Origin of the sequence: [Actinomadura] parvosata subsp. kistnae, assembly GCF_900323885.1 — a bacterium.
GTDB classification, from domain to species: domain Bacteria; phylum Actinomycetota; class Actinomycetes; order Streptosporangiales; family Streptosporangiaceae; genus Nonomuraea; species Nonomuraea composti.
The window spans coordinates 1,296,987-1,312,417 of the sequence record NZ_OOHJ01000022.1; the positions used below are offsets into that span (position 1 = coordinate 1,296,987).

13 protein-coding genes are annotated in these 15,431 nt (G+C 69.5%); 8 read left to right on the forward strand and 5 right to left on the reverse strand.

Annotation, left to right across the window (positions count from 1 at the left end; translation table 11 throughout):
* The first annotated feature begins 35 nt into the window (after nucleotides 1–35).
* The gene (locus KIS93_RS48615; RefSeq protein WP_080042051.1) at nucleotides 36–2,501 is read left to right on the forward strand and encodes a SpoIIE family protein phosphatase; all 2,466 of its coding nucleotides are present in this window, start codon (nucleotides 36–38) and stop codon (nucleotides 2,499–2,501) included.
* Here the strand turns inward: KIS93_RS48615 and KIS93_RS48620 are convergent.
* The 3 genes from KIS93_RS48620 to KIS93_RS48630 form a co-directional block, all read right to left on the reverse strand.
* A complete protein-coding gene (locus KIS93_RS48620; RefSeq protein ID WP_080042052.1) occupies nucleotides 2,494–3,429 on the reverse strand; it encodes an aldose epimerase family protein in 936 nt (311 codons plus the stop codon). The genes KIS93_RS48615 and KIS93_RS48620 overlap by 8 nt on opposite strands.
* Nucleotides 3,426–4,388 (reverse strand): LacI family DNA-binding transcriptional regulator, encoded by a 963-nt coding sequence (locus KIS93_RS48625; protein WP_080042053.1) that lies wholly within the window; start codon nucleotides 4,386–4,388, stop codon nucleotides 3,426–3,428. The genes KIS93_RS48620 and KIS93_RS48625 overlap by 4 nt, the downstream gene beginning before the upstream one ends.
* 203 nt (nucleotides 4,389–4,591) lie before the next feature.
* Nucleotides 4,592–5,386: an NAD-dependent epimerase/dehydratase family protein gene (locus KIS93_RS48630; protein ID WP_230465508.1), complete on the reverse strand. Its 795-nt coding sequence runs from the start codon at nucleotides 5,384–5,386 to the stop codon at nucleotides 4,592–4,594.
* A 136-nt stretch (nucleotides 5,387–5,522) separates the two neighbouring features.
* Here KIS93_RS48630 and KIS93_RS48635 point away from each other — a divergent pair, with 136 nt between their 5' ends.
* From KIS93_RS48635 to KIS93_RS48650, 4 genes are all read left to right on the forward strand, one after another.
* Entirely contained in the window at nucleotides 5,523–6,833 is a 1,311-nt protein-coding gene (locus KIS93_RS48635; RefSeq protein WP_080042054.1) for a sugar ABC transporter substrate-binding protein, read from the forward strand.
* On the forward strand, nucleotides 6,830–7,759 hold the full coding sequence (locus tag KIS93_RS48640; protein WP_080042055.1) for a carbohydrate ABC transporter permease: 930 nt from the start codon (nucleotides 6,830–6,832) through the stop codon (nucleotides 7,757–7,759). The genes KIS93_RS48635 and KIS93_RS48640 overlap by 4 nt, the downstream gene beginning before the upstream one ends.
* On the forward strand, nucleotides 7,756–8,616 hold the full coding sequence (locus KIS93_RS48645; protein ID WP_080042056.1) for a carbohydrate ABC transporter permease: 861 nt from the start codon (nucleotides 7,756–7,758) through the stop codon (nucleotides 8,614–8,616). Before KIS93_RS48640 ends, KIS93_RS48645 begins: the two co-directional genes overlap by 4 nt.
* Nucleotides 8,617–8,684: 68 nt before the next feature.
* Nucleotides 8,685–9,455: an IclR family transcriptional regulator gene (locus KIS93_RS48650; protein WP_155128404.1), complete on the forward strand. Its 771-nt coding sequence runs from the start codon at nucleotides 8,685–8,687 to the stop codon at nucleotides 9,453–9,455.
* A 237-nt stretch (nucleotides 9,456–9,692) separates the two neighbouring features.
* On the opposite strand, the gene KIS93_RS48655 is transcribed toward KIS93_RS48650, so the two are convergent.
* The gene (locus tag KIS93_RS48655; RefSeq protein ID WP_080042057.1) at nucleotides 9,693–10,526 is read right to left on the reverse strand and encodes a helix-turn-helix domain-containing protein; all 834 of its coding nucleotides are present in this window, start codon (nucleotides 10,524–10,526) and stop codon (nucleotides 9,693–9,695) included.
* Nucleotides 10,527–10,642: 116 nt separating this feature from the next.
* On the opposite strand from KIS93_RS48655, the gene KIS93_RS66490 reads away from it, so the two are divergent.
* Nucleotides 10,643–11,101 carry an NADPH-dependent F420 reductase gene (locus KIS93_RS66490; RefSeq protein ID WP_246005477.1) on the forward strand — a complete coding sequence of 153 codons (459 nt, stop codon included), beginning with the start codon at nucleotides 10,643–10,645 and terminating at the stop codon, nucleotides 11,099–11,101.
* Between the two features lie 152 nt (nucleotides 11,102–11,253).
* Nucleotides 11,254–11,385 (forward strand): hypothetical protein, encoded by a 132-nt coding sequence (locus KIS93_RS67950; RefSeq protein ID WP_281262001.1) that lies wholly within the window; start codon nucleotides 11,254–11,256, stop codon nucleotides 11,383–11,385.
* A gap of 663 nt (nucleotides 11,386–12,048) precedes the next feature.
* Here KIS93_RS67950 and KIS93_RS48665 read toward each other — a convergent pair.
* On the reverse strand, nucleotides 12,049–13,518 hold the full coding sequence (locus tag KIS93_RS48665) for an aldehyde dehydrogenase (NADP(+)) (RefSeq protein WP_080042059.1): 1,470 nt from the start codon (nucleotides 13,516–13,518) through the stop codon (nucleotides 12,049–12,051).
* Nucleotides 13,519–13,621: 103 nt separating this feature from the next.
* Between KIS93_RS48665 and KIS93_RS48670 the strand changes: the two genes are divergently transcribed.
* Nucleotides 13,622–14,878 carry a glucarate dehydratase family protein gene (locus KIS93_RS48670; protein ID WP_080042060.1) on the forward strand — a complete coding sequence of 419 codons (1,257 nt, stop codon included), beginning with the start codon at nucleotides 13,622–13,624 and terminating at the stop codon, nucleotides 14,876–14,878.
* Nucleotides 14,879–15,431: the final 553 nt, after the last annotated feature.

Consider the following 15,431-nt stretch of genomic DNA (forward strand, 5'->3'; position numbering starts at 1 on the left):
GAACTGCCACATCGAGTGATGTTCTAGGACGCAGAGTGGACACGACCAGGGTGTCGAGCACGGCCTTCGACGGCACTCCCCATGCACCGGCGCACGCGCGCAAGTTCGTCCGCCAGGTGCTCGGCGAATGGCGCCTCGGCCATCTCACCGAGGACGCAGTGCTGTTGACCAGCGAACTCGTCACGAACGCCGTGGTGCACGCGGGCACCGGCGTCGAGCTGACCTGCCGCCTGGACGTCGACGCCAGCCCGCCGAAACTCGAGATCGAGGTCGAGGACCACCATCCCACGCGCACCCTGCCGGCCGGCGAGCCCGCCCCGGCGGAGGACGGCACACTGGCCACCTCCGGCCGCGGGCTGGCGCTGGCCGGGATGCTGGCCGACGCCTGGGGCGTCACCTACACCAAGACGAGCAAGCGCGTGTGGATCCGCATTGAGCTCGGCGAGGGCTGCGACATGCAGGACCACGTGTCCTGCCCGCCCTGCCTCGTGCCCGGCCCCGTCGCGCCGCCCCTGGAGACCCTGCACCTCGGCGTGGTGATCTGCGACCTCGACGGGGTGGTCGAGTCGTGGAACCCCGAGGCGGAGGAGCTGCTCGGCTGGCCGCGCGAGCAGGTCGTCGGGCGCTCGCTCAAGGAGCTGGTGGCCTGGCGCGGCCACGGCCCGTACGCGCTGTCGCTGACCGACACGCTCGGCCTGGGCCGCTGGCGGGGCGAGGCCCGGATGCGGCACCGCGACGGCACGCTCGTCCCCGTCTACGTCTCCCAGCTCCGTGCCCGCGGGCACGCCGGCGAGCGCCGGGCGATCTGGATGATCGTCGCCAGCGAGCACCGGTTCGTGCTGACGCCGCCGTCGGCGCCGCTGCGCAGGGAGGCGGGCCGGCGCATCAAGGACCTGCTCGACCGGGACATGCCGTTCACGGAGCTGCTGGCCACGATCGCCCAGATCGTCCAGGTGTCCAGCGGGGGCGACGCCGCGTACGTGCTGCTCGGCACCGAGGACGGCGACCGGTTCGGCGTGGCGGCGGGCGTCGGCGCCACGGCGGGGCTGGTGGGGGTGCTGGCCACCGGCGTGTTCGGCGCCGACAGGAAGTCGCCCACGATGATCGAGGACCTGCTGGCGAGCGACGTCGAGCTGGCCCAGCAGCTGCGGGCCAGGTCCCTGGCGTGCGCGCCGCTGCTCGTCGGCGGCGAGGTGGTCGGCTTCCTCGTGGTCACCGACGGCCGGCCCTGCCGCTTCGACCAGGAGCTGACGGTCAGCCTGCAGCACATCGCCGACCAGGTGGCGGTGACCGTGCAGCGCGAGCGGCTGGCCGAGCAGGAGCGGGCGCACCGGGGGCGGCTGTCGTTCCTGGCCGAGGCGGGCGAGCTGCTCGCGGGCGTGCACGACGAGGAGCTGATCGCGGCGCTGACCGCGCAGCTCGTCGTGCCCAAGATCGCCACCTGGGCGGCCGTCTACCTCACCGACCTGGCCGGCATGACCAGGCTCGCCCACGTCTGGCACAGCGAGGAGCGGCACAACGCCGACCTGCGCAAGTCGCTGCCCTCCATCCCGCGCACGGCGCTGACCGAGGTGAGCTGGCCGGTCGGCCCGGAGAGCGTGCTGGCCTTCCCGCTGCTCACCCAGGGCAGGTCGCACGGCGCGCTGGTGATCGGCCGCGCCGAGCCGACGCTGCCGCTGGAGCTGGCCGACCTGCTGTCGGACCTGTGCCGGCTGGTGGCTCTCAACCTGCACACCGCCATGCTCTACACCCGCCAGGCCACCACCTCGCGGGTGCTGCAGCGCAGCCTGCTGCCCATGCGCGTGGCGCCCATGCCGGGCCTGGAGTCCGCCGTGGTCTACGAGCCGGCCGAGGAGGGCGCCGACGTCGGCGGCGACTTCTACGACCTGTTCACGGTGGCCGACCACTGGTGCTTCGCGCTGGGCGACGTGTGCGGCAGCGGCCCCGAGGCCGCCGCCGTCACGGGCCTGGCCCGCCACGCCGTACGCCTGCTCGCCAAGGAGCACTACACCGTGGCCGACATCTTCGACCGGCTCAACCACGCGCTGCTGGAGGAGGGCGAGGAAGGCAGGTTCCTCAGCCTGCTGTGCGGCGAGCTGACCCCGCTCCCGCAGGGCGGCGCGCTGTGCACGATCGCCTCGGCCGGCCACCCGCCGCCCCTGCTGCTGCGCCCCGACGGCGTGGTCAGGCCCGTGGCCACGCCGCAGCTGCTGCTCGGCATCGAGTCCGGCGCCCGCTTCTACGTGGAGTCGTTCGAGCTGGCGCCGGAGGAGGTGCTGCTGTGCGTCACCGACGGCGTGACCGAGCGGCGCAACGGCGACCGGCTGCTCGACGACGGCGACGGGCTCGCGGAGCTGCTGTCCGGCTGCACGGGGCTGAGCGCCCACGCCGTGGCCGAACGGGTGCGGCACGCGGTCGACACCTTCGCCAAGGAACCGTCGCAGGACGACGTGGCCCTGCTGGTGATCAAGGCCAACGCCGCCCTGCGGAAGGTCAGATGAACCGGTACGTGGTCGTGGAGGTGCGCCGCTCACCGGGGCGCAGCACCGTCGAGGGGAACTGCGGCTGGTTCGGCGAGTCGGGGTAGTGCTGCGTCTCCAGGCACAGCCCCGCGAACGGCCCGTACGGCGTCGCCTCCCCGTCGAGCATGCCGCCGGCGTAGAACTGCACGCCCGGCTCCGTGGTCGTGACCTCCATCGTCAGGCCGCCGGCCGTCACCTTGACCGCGCCGCCGTCCAGCACGAAGCAGTGGTCGTAGGCGCCGTCGTAGCGCTCGCCCACCGCGTGCGGCTCGGTGAAGTCGAACGGCGTGCCCTTGACCGGCGCCGCCTCACCCGTGGGGATCTTGTCGTCGTCCACCGGCAGGTAGTGCTCGGCGTCCATCTGGACGACGTGGTCGAGCACGTCGCCGCCGCCCTTGAGGTTGAAGTAGGAGTGGTTGGTCAGGTTGACCACCGTCGGCGCGTCGCTCTCCATGGCGTAGTCGATGCGCAGGGCGTCGTCGGCCAGCGTGTACGTCACCGAGGCCGTCAGCGTGCCGGGGAAGCCCTGGTCGCCGTCGGGGCTGGTGAGCGTCAGCGTCACCGACGAGTCGCCGCGCTCGGCGATCGTCCAAACCTTGCTGTCGAAGCCCTCCGTGCCGCCGTGCAGGCAGTTGGGGCCGTTGTTGGCCGGCAGGGTGAACTCGACCCCGTCGAGGGTGAAGCGGGCGTTCGCGATGCGGTTGCCGTACCTGCCGACGACGGCGCCGAAGTAGCGGCTGCGGGTGCGGTAGTCGTCGAGCGTGTCCAGCCCGAGCACGACGTTGACCCCGGACACCTCCAGCGTGCGGATGACGGCGCCGTAGGTGAGCACCTCGGCGCGCAGCCGTCCTGACGACAGCTCCACGCTCTCGACCTGCTGGCCCGATGGCAGCGTTCCGAAGATCATGTTTGGGCCCTTCCCGTGGACTCGCGGACAATGAGGGCGGTGTCGAGGGTCACGGTCGCGCCCTCGCCTCCCGACTGCAGCAGCAGATCGACGGCCATCCTGCCAGCTTGCACGGCCGGCATGGCAACCGTGGTCAGCTTGGGCCGGTTGAGCCGGCCCGGCAGGATGTCGTCGAACCCGATCACACTTATCTGGTCCGGTACCCCGATCTCCATCGCCGCCAGCCCCTCGATGAGGCCGAGCGCGACGAGATCGTTGTAGGCGAGCACCGCCGTGGCGCCGCACGCGGCCACCTCGGGCGCCACGGCCAGGCCGCCGGCCTCCGTCGGCTGGTTGGGGCCGAAGAAGACCAGGTCGAGGCCGGCCGCCTCGGCGGCCACGCCCTGCATCTCGTTGCTCGTCCACGAGCCGATCGGCCCCGACACGAGCGCGATGCGGCGATGGCCGAGCCCGGCCAGGTGGTCGAGGGCGAGCCTGGCGCCCTGGGCGACGTTCATGAGCACGGCCGGCATGCCCTTGATGCGCCGGTTGACCACCACGAACGGCACGTCCTCCGCCAGGCGCTCGATCATCTTGTTCGACAGGCGCGGGCTGCACAGCAGGACGCCGTCCACCTGCTTGGTGAGCGTCCTGATCAGCTCCTCCTCCACCCGCGGGTCCTCGTCGGTGTCGGCCACGAACACGTGGTAGTCCCGGCCCCTGGCCTGCGACTGCGCGGCCTTGATCAAGGGCGGGAAGAACGGGTTGGAGATGTCGGCCACGATCAGGCCCATGTTGAACGTGCGCCCGGTCGTCAGTGCCCTGGCCGCGCGGTTGGGCCGGTAGCCGAGGTCGTCGGCGGCGGCCAGCACCCGGCTCCTGGTGGCAGGATTGACCAGGTGCGGCGCGGAGAAGGTACGGGACACGGTCGACACGTGGACGCCGCAGGCGCGCGCCACGTCCTTGATCGTCGCCGCCATGGCCACCTCCCTTGCAAACGGTTGCCAGACTAAACCTTGACCTTTGGGGGTGGTGTCGTCAAGGTTCTTGCAACCGGTTGCTACGCCGTGCCGCCGTTTCCGCAGCGTACGGGCGTCCTCGGGGCGGCCCTCAGCTCGGGGCGGCCCTCAGCTTGGAGCGGCCCTCAGCTTGGAGCGGCCCTCAGCTTGGGACGGGCCTCAGCTCACCATTTCCCGCCCAGTTCGTTGAGCGTGAAGACGCCGCCCGCGCGGTCGTGCAGCGGCTCCGACAGGTCCGGCTCGCCCTGCTCGGCGATGAGCGCGGCGGCGAACGGCTCGGAGGAGTCGCGCGAGACGTACCCGATGGCCTTGGCCTCCTCCAGCGACCACCACCGGCGCGGGCTGTCCGACACGCCCCACACGACGTGGTAGCCGGTGGCGCTCAGCCCGGCTTCCACCAGGCTGGTCAGGTCGTCGGCGGAGATCCAGGTGGCCAGCCCGCGCGTGTCGGCCGGCCCTTCGTTGCAGGTGCCGAGCCTGATCACGGTGATGTTCATGCCGAACCGGTCGTGGTAGAGGCTGCCGAGCGCCTCCATGACGACCTTGCTGACGCCGTAGAAGGTGTCGGGGCGGGGGAAGGCGTAGTCGGGCAGGTCGGAGCCGTCCTCGGGGCGGGTGTGGAAGCCGGCCGCGTGGTGGCTGCCCATGAGCACGAGGTGCCGGACGCCTTCCTTGCGCGCGGCCTCCAGCAACACCTGGGTGCCGTTGATGTTGGCGTGCACGATGTCGTCCCAGGGATGCTCGCGGCTCTGGCCGCCCAGGTGCAGCACCGCGTCCACGCCCTTCATCGCCTCGGCCATGGCGCCGGCGTCGGCCAGGTCGGCCGTCACCCACTCCTCGCCAGGCCCAGGCTCGACCGGGTGGATGTCGGAAAGCCGCAGCGTACGGCCCTCCTGGGCGAGACGCGGGCGCAGCAGCGTCCCGACTTTTCCGGAGGCCCCTGTCATGAGAATGCGCATGCCTCCATGGTGTACACGAATCTGGGCGACTTTCACATACTTGAATATTGACCGTGAGCCACGCCACTGGTTACGTTCGCAGGCACACATCCAAGTCTTCGACTCACGTCCATGTATGTGAACAGGAGGCGGTCTGATGTCACGTCGTCTGCTGGGAGTCGCGATCACCGCGACTCTGGCCGTTGGACTGACAGGCTGCGGTTCCGGTGGATCATCAGGTTCGGACAACACTCTGGAGATCTGGATCAGGCAGGCGCCCGATTCGGACTCCGCCAAGACCGCCAAGAAGCTCGCTGACGCCTTTACCAAGGCCAGCGGCGTGAAAACGAAAGTCGTGGCCCTTTTCGACGACTTCGAGACCAAACTCAACCAGCAGGCGGCGCAGAAACAACTGCCCGACATCGTCATCAACGACACCGCCCAGCTCGGCAACATGCACACCCAGGGCTGGCTGCAGGAAGTCGACAAGGCTTCGCTGAAGGGCGGCGACCAGCTCGCCGAGACCGCGTGGAAGGCCGCCGCGGGCGGCGACGGCAAGTACTATGCCGCCCCGTTCTCCGCCCAGGCGTTCGCGCTGATCGTACGCAAGGACTGGCGCGAGAAGGTCAAGATGGAGCCCCCGACCACCTGGGAGGACCTGCAGAAACTGGCCGTCGCGTTCACCGAGCAGGACCCCGACGGCAACGGGAAGAAGGACACCGCCGGCTTCGTCGCCCCCGCCGGCACCAAGCGCGGCTACGCCTCCTGGTACGCCTCCTCGCTCATCTACGCCAACGGCGGCGACTTCATCAAGGCCACCGGCAACGGCAAGTACGCCGCCACCGTCAACGACCCCAAGACCGTCGAGGCCGTGCAGTACCTCCAGGACCAGTTCTGCAAGACCAAGACCGTCAACCCCGGCGCCGTCAGCAACGACACCACCGTCACGCACGAGGTGTTCGAGAAGGGGCAGGGCGGCATCTACCTGGTCGGCCCGTACGTGCTGGCCCGCTTCGTCAAGAGCATCGGCACCGACAAGATCGAGGTGCTGCCCGTGCCGAAGGGCCCGTCCGGCGGCCCCGGCACCCTCGGCGAGGGCGAGAACGTCTACCTCATGGCCGGCTCCCAGAACAAGGACGCCCAGAAGAAGTTCGCCGAGTTCGCCATCTCGCCCGAGGGCCAGAAGATCGGCATGAACAAGGACGCCAACGGCGCCATCGTCCGTCTGCCCGTGAACACCACGGTCGACATGTCGGCCGAGCGGCAGGACCCGCGCTGGAAGGTGTTCCAGGAGTCGTACGCGCACGCCGTCTACGCCCCGCCCGTGCCCAACTGGGCGCCGATCCGCCAGACCTCCGCCGACACGATCAACGCGGTCTGGGCCGACTGCACCGCCGACGTCAAGACGGCGATGGATGAGCTCAACACCAAGCTCACCCAGGAACTGCAGAGCCAGAAAGCGTCATGACCTCCACCCTCGCCCCGGCGCCCCGCCGGACGGCGACCCCTGGCCACCCACCGCGCTCGGTGCGGTGGCGGGGGCCGCTGATCGCCTGGCTGTTCCTGGCGCCCGCGCTGCTGCTCTTCCTGTACTTCAAGTTCATCCCCATGTTCGTGGGGCTGTGGAAGAGCCTGTTCAAGGTCCAGACGTTCCTCGGTGACGAGTGGGTCGGCCTCCAGAACTACCAGACGATCATCTCCGACTCCGAGTTCGGGGCCGCCATCTGGCACAGCGTCGTCCTGGCCCTGGGCACCACCATCGGCTCCATCGTGCTCGGCCTCGTCCTGGCCCTGCTCATCGAGGGCCCCGCCCGCTACCTGTGGTTCGTCAGGACCGCGGCCTTCCTGCCCGTCGTCACCACCATGGCGGCGGTGGCCGAGGTGTGGCGGATCATGTTCCACCCCGCCGACAGCGGCATGCTCAACATCGTCATCGGCTGGCTCGGCATCGACGCGCAGCCGTGGCTGGCCAGCGAGCACTCGTCGCTGTGGTCGATCATGCTGATGAGCATCTGGCGCGGGACGCCGTACGACATGATGATCTTCCTGGCCGGGCTGGTCGGCGTCGACCGCTCCCTGTACGAGGCCGCCGCCGTGGACGGCGCCTCCACCTGGCGGCGGCTGCGGCACATCACGCTGCCCGCGCTGCGGCCGGTGTTCTGGATCCTGTTCACGCTGGCCGCCATCCGGGGCCTGCGGGTGTTCGTCGAGGTGTACGTGCTCACGAACGGCGGGCCCAACGGGTCGTCCGAGGTGCTGATGACCCTGATCTACAAGCTCGGGTTCCAGAAGAACGAGCTGGGGGTCGCCTCGGCGGGCGGCATCGTGTTGTTCCTGGCCACGCTGGTGCTCACGGTGATCGTGCAGGTGATGCGGAGGAGGCAGGCATCATGAGGTTCGACAGCGCCCTGGGCCTGGAGTCACGCCGCGGCCCAGTGGCGACAACCGGAAAGATCATCATTTATACCCTCATGGTGGTCGTCTTCACCGGCCCGTTGATCGGCCTGCTCATCAGCGCCTTCAACAAGACCCTCGACCCCACCTCCTTCTCCCTCTGGCCGGACGAGTTCACCCTCGAGAACTTCATCCAGGCCAAGGACAAGAACGTCTACCTCTACCTCCTCAACTCCTTCATCGTCGTGGGCTTCGGCCTGCTCCTGCAGATGCTGGTGAGCGTCTTCGCGGCGTACTCGCTGGCCCGCAAGAAGTTCCGTGGCATGACGTTCGTGCTGCTGCTCATGCTCACCACGATGATGCTCCCCGAGGAGATCATCGCGATCCCCCTCTCGCTCGTCCTGTCCGACCTGCCGCTGCTGCACATCAACCTCATCGGCACGTACGCCGGCATGATCCTGCCCGTCGGGGCCTGGGGCTTCTCGATCCTCGTGATGACGGAGTTCATGAAGGAGGTGCCGGTCGAGCTGGAGGAGGCGGCCCGCATCGACGGGGCCGGCGAGCTGCGCATCTTCGCCACCATCATCGTGCCGCTGTGCCGCCCGGCCCTCGGCGTGATCGGCGTCTTCGGCTTCACCATGATCTGGGACCAGTACCTGCTCCCGCTGATCGTCGCGCCGGAGTCGGACATGTGGACGCTGCCCATCGCGCTACGCTCGCTGCGGTCGGACGAGGAGGTCGGCATCGGCGTGCTGCTGGCGGCCTCGCTGCTGGCGCTGCTGCCGTCGATCATCGCGTTCCTGGCGTTCCAGCGGCAGTTCATGCGCGGGCTGACCAGCGGCGCGGTCAAGGGTTAGTCGTCCACGTATCTGGACGGTATCCCATATCCTGGATCTTTGAAGCCGCCGAAGGATTACTAGATGGGATGAGCATGGAGCAGCCCCCGCTGGTCAAGTCCGCGGAGCGGACCGTACGCATCCTGGAGACGCTCGCCGAGTCGCACGACCACCTCACCCTCTCGGAGCTCCAGCAACGGACCGGCTTTCCCCGCAGCAGCCTGCACGCCCTCATGCGCACACTGGTCGAGCTCAACTGGGTGGAGACCGACTCCGCCCGGTCGGCGTTCGGCATCGGGCCGCACGCGTTGCTGACCGGCACCGCGTACCTCGACAAGGACCCCGCGCTCCCCTTCGCCCAGGACTGCCTGGAAGACCTCCGGGACGAGATCGGGCAGACCGTGCACTTCGCCCGCCGCGACGGCGCCCACGTCCTCTACCTGGCCACCAGGGAGTCGCGCGAGGCCGACCACATCATCCCCCGCGTCGGCCGGCGACTGCCCGCCCACGTCACCGCGCTCGGCCAGGTCCTGCTCGCCCAGCTCACCGACGACGAGGTCATCGCCCTGCTGCCCGAGCCGCTGACCCCGCTCACCGACCACACGATCACCGACCTGGCCAAACTGACCGGCGAGCTCGACCAGGTCCGCACCCGGGGATGGTCGTACGAGAGGGAGCAGGGGACGCTGGGGGTGGCGTGCGTGGCCGTCGCCGTCGACTACCGCATCCCCGCCACCGACGCGATCAGCTGCTCCATGCCCGCCGCCCTCGCCCCGGCCGAGGTCGAGCAGATCACCGAAGCGGTCATCAAACACACCAGGAAGCTGGCGGCCACACTTCGGCGGGAAGGGATCCGATAGGCAGAGGTCGTTGACGCGGCTGGACGGCGTCCTCATCCTTCCGTCCGGCCCGGCGGCGCGCCTGCCATGTCCCCTTTTACGAGGCCGCCGCCCACCTTTTGGCTCACCCACGGGGTACCGGCGCCGCTCACTCAGACACCCAGGCGCCTTCCTTCGTGCACGCTGCAGCAGCGTCCCCTCTGACGCTTGCCCCTACGCCTGAGAGCCTCCGCGCCTACGTTCGAGAGCCGTTACCGCCTACACCGGCCAACCAGCGAGCTTCCGCAACGCCTCCTCGGACACGGACCCCGGCTCGGCGGCGAACAGATCCAGCCCGTAACACGACGGCTCTTCAGGAAGCTTGACCAGTTCCCCGTGCAGCGTCAGTTCCCCCACGACCGGGTGATGCAGCACGTACACCCGGGACCTGACCCGAGCGACAGGCTGCTCCGCCCACAAACGAGCGAACTCCGCACTCAGCTCCCGCATGTGATCGATGTGCGCCACCAGCCCGGCATCCCCGCGATACCTCCCCAGCAGAACGCGCAAATGCCCCACATGCTCACGAGCCGCCCCCTCCCAGCCGCCCCGATACAGCTCGCGGAAATACCCTTCGGTGAACAGCAGGTGCGAGAGCGTACGACGACTCTCAGGCAGCGCGGAGAAGTCACCGAATACCTCCACCGCCAGCCGGTTCCACCCGACGATCTGCGTGTGCCGGCCCACGACCAGCGCCGGCGTCATCACGAACGACCGCAGCAGATACTCCACACTCTGCGGCACCATCCCGCTCGCCGCCGCCGCACAAGGCGTCGGCCGCCGCGCGATCCGATGCAGGTAGGCCAGCTCATCACCGTCGAGCCGCAACGCCGCCCCCACAGCGTCCAGGATCTCATTGGAGACGCTGTCCGCTTTGCCCTGCTCCAGCCGCGTGTAATGAGCCACGCTCACCCCCGCGAGCCGCGCCAGCTCCTCCCGCCGCAACCCCGCGACCCGCCGCACCCCACCGTAGTCGTGCATCCCGACATCTTCGGGACGCAGCCGCGCCCGCCGCGACTTGAGGAACTCACGCAACTCGGCCCGCTCATCCACGCGCCAACCCTACGTCCGGGTGATCACCCCGTGAGTACGCATACCAGGGCCCTGGCCGAGCACCCGCAACCCCCACAAGCTTTCCTCAATAATCGTGCGACCGACTTGGATGAACCATGTTCCGAACCCTCGGCCTCATCGGCAGCGGCCTGATCGGCTCTTCCCTCGCCCGTCTCGCTCTCGCAGCCGGCCTCGATGTCGTCCTCAGCAACTCAAGATCCCCGGAAACCCTCGCCGACCTCGTCGCGGACCTGGGCGAACACGCCAGAGCAGCCACCCCCTCTGAAGCAGCACTCGCCGCGGACCTGGTGGTGGCGGCCATCCCCTTCAAGGCCCACCACCATCTCCCCGCCCGAGCCCTGGCCGGCAAGACGGTGCTGGACACGTCGAACTACTACCCCGAGCGAGACGGCCACCTGCCCGCACTCGACACAGGCGACCTGACCTCCAGCGCCCTCCTACAGCGCCACCTCAAAGCTTCGCGCGTGGTGAAGGCGTTCAACACCATCACCCCCCACCAGCTGATCACCCTCGCCCGCCCCGCCGACGCCCCGACCGCAGCGCCCTCCCCATAGCCGGCGACCACCCAGCCGCCAAAGCAGAGGCGGCCGACCTGCTGGACCTCCTCGGCTACGACACGCTGAACATCGGCCCCCTCACCGACAGCTGGCGCATCGAACCGAACACCCCCGCCTACATCCAGCCCTACCTCGGCGACATCCCCGCCATGAACGTGGAGGACTTCCTCCGCTGGACGTTCCAGACCCCCGGCCAGACCATCCCCAGAGCCCAGCTCCACAAGCTCGTCGAAACCGCCGTCCACCTACCGGCAGGCGAAGCCCGACTCCCCCACGACTGACCCTGAATTTCGCGTGGCGCCCTCACCCCTGAGGACGCCATACCCGTAACAGGGATCAACCGCGCAGGCCGCATCCCCCATACCAGGACAATCACCCCAGCCAGGAACAGGACCCGAGCACCCTCACCCAGGCGCCACCGACCCAATGCGCGGCAGCCGATCAAACCACCCCACCACGGCAGCATCCCGCGGCCCCCGCACCACCACCGCGCCATCACGGCATCCCGGGATCCCGCACCACTGCGACATCCCGGGACCACGCACCACCACGGCACACGCGGCCCCGCCCCACCATCACGGCACCCGCGGTCCCGCACCACCACCGCGCCATCACAGGACCCCGGGATCCCGCACCACCAGGGCACACGCGGCCCTGCCCCAGCATCACGGCACCCGCGGTCCCGCACTACCACCGCGCCATCACGGGACCCCGGGATCCCGCACCACTGCAGCATCACGGGACCACGCACCACCACAGCACACGCGGCCCCGCCCCACCACGGCGGCATCCACGGCCCCGCAGCACCACGAGGCCACGGACCACCACGGGACCACGGACCACCACGGCACCCGCGGTCCCGCACCGCCATCACGGCAGCACAGAACCTCCGCACCACCAGACCGGCGAACACCCCAGCCGGGATGAACCCCTCACTCAGTCACTCACACCTGCAACCGACCATCCACCCGCTGCGGAACGGACAGCGGGTTCGAGTCCTTCAGCTCGTCGGGCAGCAGCTCCTCGGGCCAGTCCTGGTACGCGGTCGGCGCCAGCCACCGCCCGATCGCCGTGGCCCCGACGGAGGTGTAGCTGGTCGTGGCGGCAGGCCAGGGCCCGCCGTGGTGCATGGCCCAGCACACGGCCACCCCGGTCGGCCACCCGTTCCAGATGAGTCGTCCGGCCTTCTTGCCCAGCACCTCGGCGACCTCGCCGGCCTCGCCGGGCTCGGTGCCGTGGATGGTGGCCGTCAGCGACCCTTCGAGCTGTTCGAGCACCGGCCGCAGGTCGGAGACGTTCCGGTAGGTCACGACGATCGACGCCGGCCCGAAGCACTCCTCACCGATCTGCGGCAGCTTCGAGGCGAACGTCTCGAGGTCGGCGGTGAACACCTTGGGCGTGACCGCCAGGCTGCCCTCTCCGGGCTTGCCCTCGGCCAGGAGCTGCAACTGTCCCAGCCGCTCGACGCCGCCGAGGTAGCCGTCCCTGATGCGCTCGGCGAGCATGGGGCCGCCGCTGGTGCCTTCGACGGCCTCCACGAGCGCCTTGCGCAGTTCGTCCCCTTCGGGCACGAACATGAGGCCGGGGTTGGTGCAGAACTGCCCGACTCCGAGCGTCAGCGAGGCGGCGAACCCGCCGGCCACCTCCTGCACGGGCGCGGACGGCAGCACGACCACGGGGTTGACGCTGCCGAGCTCGCCGTAGAACGGGATCGGCACCTCCCGCTCGTCGATCAGCTTCTGGATGGCCTTGCCGCCGGCCACGGACCCGGTGAACCCGGCCGCCACGACGCTCGGGTGCTGCACGAGGTCGGCGCCGGCCTGCATGCCCTGGACGAGGCCGAGCAGGTCGGGGTAGGGCAGCGCCTCCCGGACGATCTTCGCCACGCGCTCGGACGTGTTGGGGTGCCCGGGGTGCGCCTTGACGACGACGGGGCAGCCGGCGGCGAGCGCGGAGGCGGTGTCGCCGCCGGCCACGGAGAACGCGAACGGGAAGTTGCTCGCGGCGAACACGGCCACGACGCCCTGGAGGGCGTGCTTCATGCGGCGCACGTCCGGCCTGGGCGGCGTGAGCGAAGGGTCAGCGTGATCGATGATGGCTTCCAGGTAACCGCCGTCCCTGATCACTTCGGCGAAGAGCCTGAACTGGCCCGCCGTGCGCGCGACCTCGCCGCGCAGCCGTACCTCGCCGAGCGCGGTCTCCTGGTCGGCGAGCTGCCACAGCTCGTCCACGTGCGCGCTCAGCGCGTCGGCGACAGCCTCCAGCGCGACGGCCCGCTCGGCGGCCGGGGTCGCCCGCCAGGCCGCCCCGGCGGCGGCCGCGGCAGAGACGATCAAGTCGACCCCGGCGGTGTCGGTCTCGGGCAGGGCGGCGCCCACGGTCTCGCCGGTCCTGGGGTCGTGTCCGTAGATCATCGAATGGCCCTTCGGAGTCTTGACACTTCTTCAATCTGATTCTTACAGTTGCGGCTACTTGTCCACAAATCTGGCTATCGTTCACATATATGGACGGCACGCGATGATCATCAGGCAGATCCACGTCACCCCCGTAGCCTTCCGGGATCCGCCGCTCCTGAACGCCGCCGGAGTCCACGAGCCTTGGGCCCTCCGTACCATTGTCGAGGTCGTCACCGACGAAGGCCTGACCGGGCTGGGTGAGACCTATGGCGATCTCGAACACCTCGGCAAGGTCCGCGAGACCGCGCAGGCCCTGATCGGCCTCGACGTCCACGCCCTGAACACCATGTACGCCCGGATCGCCGCGATCGTCGGCGGCACCGTGCACGACCTGCACGGCCTCACCGGCGCCGCCACCACGGAGAAGAGCATCGACCGCGTCTTCTCCCCCTTCGAGGTGGCTTGCCTGGACATTCGCGGCAAGGCGGCAGGCGTCCCGGTTTCCGACCTCCTGGGCGGCAAGGTCAGGGACGCCGTCCCGTACAGCGCGTACCTGTTCTACAAATGGGCCGGCCACCCGGGCGAGGACCCGGACAGGTTCGGCTCCGCCCTCGACGAAGCCGGCATCGTCGAGCAGGCGCGGCTCCTGATCAACGAGTACGGGTTCCAGTCGATCAAGCTCAAGGGCGGCGTCCACCCGCCGGACCAGGAGATTGCCGCGATCCGCGCCCTGCACGAGGCGTTCCCCGACACCCCGCTCCGCCTCGACCCGAACGCCGCCTGGTCGGTCGCCACCTCGATCCGCGTGGGCAGGGAGCTCGACGGCGTCCTCCAATACCTGGAGGACCCGACGTCCGGCATCGACGGCATGGCCGAGGTGGCGGCCTCCGTCCCCATGCCGCTCGCCACGAACATGTGCGTCGTCACCCCCGAGCACTTCCCGCCTGCGATGGCCTCCCGCGCCATCGGCGTCCTCCTCCTGGACCACCACTACTGGGGCGGCCTCGTACGCTCGTCGCACATCGCCGCCATGTGCGACGCCTTCGGCCTCGGCATGTCGATGCACTCCAACTCCCACCTCGGTATCAGCCTGGCCGCCATGACCCACCTCGGCGCCGCCACCCCGAACCTCACGTTCGCCTGCGACACCCACACCCCCTGGCAGGACGGCCAGGACGTGATCCAGCCCGGCGCCCTCCGCTTCGTGAACGGCGCCGTCCCCGTCCCCACCACCCCCGGCCTGGGCGTGGAACTCGACAGGGACGCGCTGGCGGTGATGAACGAGCAGTACGAGAAGTGCGGGATCAGCTCGCGGGACGACACGTCGTACATGCAACGCTTCGACCCCTCCTTCTCCCCGAAGAAACCCCGCTGGTGAACCCCGGCTCCTCTCCGGGAGAAGCTCCGCTGGCGAACACCGCCCCCTCCCCAAGGGAAACCCCGCTAGCGAACGCTGCCCCCTCCCCGGAACAAGCCCCGCCAGCGAACCTCGACCCCTCCCGGGCGAAACCCCGCTGGCGAACATCGCCTCCTCCCCGAGAGAAACTCCGCTAGCGAACGATGACCCCTTCCCCGGAAGAAGCAGACCGGCGAACACCGGCTCCTCCCGGGAAGAACCCCTTAGCGAACATCGGCACTCCCCCTAGGAAGAAGCCCACCGGCGGATACCGGCTCAAAGCCACGCAACAACCCCCGCCACAAGCCCCTCCCACCGGACCCCACGCTCCCACCTCACCTGCCAACCTCAAGCTCCCACCTCGCCCGAGCGCCGTCCCAACCCACCCGAACGACCAACCCCACCCCGCCGAACCCAAGCTCCACCTCACCCGCAAACCCCAAACTCCCGCCTCGCCCCGGGCGCCGTCCCGACCCCACCTGAAACCAGAGCCCCACCCGCCGAACCGCAAGGCCCCCTTGCTCGCGAACCCGGA